Raw genomic sequence first — 3,548 nt, forward strand, 5'->3', positions numbered from 1 at the left:
TCGAACTGGTCTTGCCCGGTCATGGACTGGGCAAGACCCAACCACACGTCGTTGCCGGACGAGGGGGTGTCGGGGGCAGGACGTGCTGTCGCTGGCAGGTTGGAATGCGCGAGGGACACGAGGATTCTCCGTTTGGGGTAGGGGTCAGGTGTTGTGCGACACAACGAGGTCGAAGACCCAGACCACCCCGTACCGGTCACGGACCAGACCGTGCAGGGGAGACCATCCAACCTGGCCGAGGTCTTGGATTGGGCCTCAGCCACCGTCATCACCAGAAGCGCAACCGAGCCACCTTCCAGACGGTCCGGCCAGGATGCTGGCGAATCTCCCCGGCTATGCCGACGCGACCTGGGGCCGGGCACACACGAAACCCGACCTGCTCATCCTCGATGACTCCGCAATACGTGAACTCACCCACGCGCGACCTCTACAATGTCGTGCGGGCTGTGCCCACCGGCTTTCCTGATGAGTTCAGGTTCTGTTGGCAGCCCGACCTGCGGGTTGGGCCGGCCGTACCTTCAACGAGCGACTACTGGACGGTCGACTCTCGCTTTGTTGGGGGTCAAGCTGCTCCGGCTGGAGCGGACGGTGAGCGCAACGCCGATCGCTGTGATCAGGGCGGCAAGCCCGGCGAAGATGGTCCCCTCGACGCCGGTCTCGGCGAGTGTGTCTGTGATGCTGGCAGCGGCGTGGGGCTGTTGGCCATCACCGGTCACGGCATTCGCACCAATGGTGCCACCGTCCGTCCCGGCGTCAACTCCCGGCCCCAAGGAAGATGCGACGGGCAAGGGGATGGTCTGCGTGGTCTGCGCGCCAGGCTGGGACACGTACCCGGGGGCAAGGGTCTGCTCTATGCGGAGCACAGCACCATCGGGGATCTCACCGGTCTGAGCCAGACGACCGGACGCGTGAAGTGACCCCAGAAGGTTGTAGTTTTCCTTGAAGGTTTGGGTGACGACGTAGCTACGGGTGCCGTCGCCGTTGTCGCGGATGATGCAGTCTTGGACCGTGTACTCCTGGTGGCTGCCAATGATGGGACACGCGGCGGCTCCGGCGAACTGCCCGTCCAGCTCCAGCCCGTTCGGGACGGTGATCGTGYGGACGAGCTGCTCCCCCAGTCGCATTACCATCGGGTTCTCCGCGTTCTCGGCGGGGAACGTGCTGTATGAGAACGTAGCGCCGTAGCCAGGGGTGAACCAGCCATCCGGAGAATCGGGGGCAGCCGTAAGCGCATAGATGCCATAGTCAGTGATCGTGTCGGTGGCGGCAAACGCCGACGCTGGCGCCCCGAAAGCCACCGCACCGGTCAGTGCCATCCCGATACCGATACGCGTGAATACCGTCATTTCTCTCCCTCAACGAATTGCGTTACCCGCCGCCCTGACGGGACAGACACCGCGGGCGGCGCTGCGCTCCACGCGCCCGACCCCCAGGCGTAACCGTACCCGCCACCCCTACCCGATCGCGTCACGTTCAAGGGTGGCGAGTGGTTGGCCATCGTCGTCCTGCACCGTCAACTCGTCACCGGTGACCAGCCCCGACGCTACCGCCGGAAGCCAATCCGGGAGGGCATCCGGGCACGCTCCAGAGATAACCTCCAGCGCCGTGAAGGTCACCAGATCAGGATCATCCGTGGCCACCCAACTCCCCGACAGCACATTGCACCCGTCATGCGCGGTCACCAATCCATCGGAATCCAYGCCCAAACTCACCGAGCCGGGTCCGCCTGCCCACCACGATCCCACCGGACCAGACTGCATAACCGGGCTGCTCGTAGGCTCCGGCTCACCAGAACTGCACCCGGTCAAGGTCGCGCCGGCGAGCACCGCACTGCCAACTGCAATGATTCGAAAATATGACATATGAGTATATTACTCATATACGTAATGCAGAAGGCAAATGCATAAGGCAACGCAAGAGTGTGAAATGTTTGTTATCTACATCTGATATACTGATTCGGATGTCTGCCGGGCGCACAAGTGACTTGGCATGTTTTGATGCCCGGCAGAAAAGGAGCAGGTGGTGGTCGCTGCCATTGACACACATCCCAAACCGCGGGCGCTGTCCAATATTCGTCTCGCAGACCAGGTCTTCGACCGACTCCTGGAACTAATCATCACCGGCAGGTACATGCCCGGTGAACGACTGAACGTCGACGAGATCGCGGCTGAGCTCGGGACGTCCCGCACCCCCGTTCGTGAAGGACTGGCCCAGCTGTCGGGAGCACTGTTCGTCACCGTGTCCCGCAACTCCTCCACCCAGGTCGCCGACTGGAATGTCACCGACATGACGGACCGGCTCACCTTGGTCGCACAGATGCTCCATCCCCTGCTCCAACACCCCGACATGCACCTGCCGGCACTCGCGGCCGCCGCCGCCCCGCTGCCCCGCCTATACCCTGACGAGAACCCGCCCCGGGATGTGCACTCGTTCCTGGCCATCCTGGCCGTCCTCGCCGATGACACCTCGTCCAGAGTCCTGTCCAAAGCGCTCACCGAACAGATCCGGCCGCTGCAGATATTTCTCACCAGCGACACCCTCACCCAGCACGGGCTCAGCCTCACCATCGGCAGCGGCGCCCGCCACGAAACCCTCACCGCCGCAATCGCTGCCGCGAGCCGTGACGACCGTGACAGCACCAGCCACACCCTCACTGGCTACACCACACAACTGATCGCCGCTCTGACCAAACCTGGCAACGACGCCACTCCCACCCGATAACACCCCCTGTCGTGCCGCCCGCGGTGCGCCGAAGGAAAGAACCCCCACATGAGCAAGCTCACCACCACCGCGATCGCGACCTCACTGATCGCGTTGCTCACCCTCGGCGCCGCCATCCCCGCCAGCGCAGCACCGACTACCCCCACAATCACCGCCACCGATGTACCGGCAGAGCCGGCAGAGCCGGCAGAGCCGGCAGAGCCGGCAGAGCCGGCAGAGCCGGCAGAGCCGGCAGAGCCGGCAGAGCCGGCAGAGCCGGCAGAGCCGGCAGAGCCGGAAGACGAACCCACCCCGACCCCTGACAAGTCCGCAGTGAGCGACACGTCCACGGGGTTCCCCGTCTACAAGACAGAGGGTACGAACAACTACATCGTCCCTCACAACAGGGACTGGAGCACGTCGGCCGCCAATGCCAGAGCTCTGGCGGCATCGTACGACCCCCAGATCACGTACACGATGCCCAAAGCGGGACGGGGCGGGCAAGTTATCCAGCACCGGACCGGCAGCAACATGTGCCTGTACTGGACAGGTGGTGCCGGCACGAACCCGGGTTTCCGTAGCTGCAATGGGGCGAGCGATGAATACTGGACCGCCGAAAGTATCAGCGGCTATTACCACCTCCAGCCAGGCCCCGAGTTCACCACCGACAGTGGGTCCCCGCGTCTCGCTGTTGCTTACGCATCGGCCTCCCCGTTCAGAATCCTTTCGAGCGGCACCGRCGGCGGCTACACCTACGGCTGGCAAATGACCTACATGACCGACTCGACTACTCCGGTGGGAATCTCATCGGGTTCGGCGGTCCTGGACCGGGTGACCCTGTCCGGGAC

At 63.9% G+C, this 3,548-nt stretch carries 4 protein-coding genes; 2 read left to right on the forward strand and 2 right to left on the reverse strand.

Annotated elements, in window-relative coordinates:
* Nucleotides 1-518: 518 nt before the first annotated feature.
* Nucleotides 519-1,346 (reverse strand): hypothetical protein, encoded by an 828-nt coding sequence (locus tag AC1DZA_RS20025; protein ID WP_476774083.1) that lies wholly within the window; start codon nt 1,344-1,346, stop codon nt 519-521.
* A 108-nt stretch (nt 1,347-1,454) separates the two neighbouring features.
* A complete protein-coding gene (locus AC1DZA_RS20030) occupies nt 1,455-1,682 on the reverse strand; it encodes an META domain-containing protein (protein WP_476774084.1) in 228 nt (75 codons plus the stop codon).
* A gap of 340 nt (nt 1,683-2,022) precedes the next feature.
* Between AC1DZA_RS20030 and AC1DZA_RS20035 the strand changes: the two genes are divergently transcribed.
* Together AC1DZA_RS20035 and AC1DZA_RS20040 are read left to right on the forward strand one after the other, a co-directional pair.
* Nucleotides 2,023-2,721, forward strand: a complete 699-nt coding sequence (locus tag AC1DZA_RS20035) for a GntR family transcriptional regulator (RefSeq protein WP_476774085.1) — start codon at nt 2,023-2,025, stop codon at nt 2,719-2,721.
* Between the two features lie 48 nt (nt 2,722-2,769).
* Nucleotides 2,770-3,548 (forward strand): hypothetical protein (locus AC1DZA_RS20040; RefSeq protein WP_476774086.1); only part of this gene is annotated, 779 nt, incomplete at its 3' end.

The organism is Agromyces sp. P2_B3 (assembly GCF_056404815.1).